General features: G+C 34.6%; 1 protein-coding gene. It reads left to right on the top strand.

The window, feature by feature from the left end:
* Positions 1–349 precede the first annotated feature (349 nt).
* A partial coding sequence (locus ADIWIN_RS15125) for a DUF1349 domain-containing protein (RefSeq protein ID WP_040757573.1) occupies positions 350–563 on the top strand: 214 nt, incomplete at its 3' end.

Genomic DNA, 563 nt, shown 5'->3' with positions numbered 1-563 from the left:
GAGGGTTTTGTAAACTTATTATGGATGACTGGTTTAAATTCATGGCTTTGCTGTTAAATGTAATTATCGAATTGGCTAAAATCATGCCATTTTATGAAGGTTGTCCCAAAGTATTGGATGGGAAACCTTCCCCGATGCATCATCAAAAATGGAAATTAGTTTGAAATTATTCCCCTAACCCAATTAATTATTAGCAAAAATAGGAAGGATCAATTTTTAATGAATAATTTGAACTCTCGAAAAGAAGTGCTAAAATTTTTGGCGAGGCAAGGCGTCTTTTTAACCAATAAAAAGCACTTCTGCTATTTGTAGAATAAAGTAAACAAGAAAACAATAAGCCACATCATTTATGATACATATCGAAGGACGTGAATTCAATTGGATGAACCCACCTCATTCCTGGTCAGAAGACATTGGGAAGCTGCACTTAAAGACAGACTCAGAAACAGACTTCTGGCGAAAAACCCATTATGGTTTTATTAGTGAAACCGGTCATTTTTTGCATACGGACCAATCTGGAGATTTTGAACTTTTACTTCAATTCTCAGGAAAATATACTGACT

The sequence above is a fragment of the Winogradskyella psychrotolerans RS-3 genome, from assembly GCF_000427335.1.
GTDB lineage: Bacteria > Bacteroidota > Bacteroidia > Flavobacteriales > Flavobacteriaceae > Winogradskyella > Winogradskyella psychrotolerans.
The sequence above is the reverse complement of the archived record's forward strand: the minus strand, read 5'-3'. Positions and strand labels throughout refer to the sequence as shown.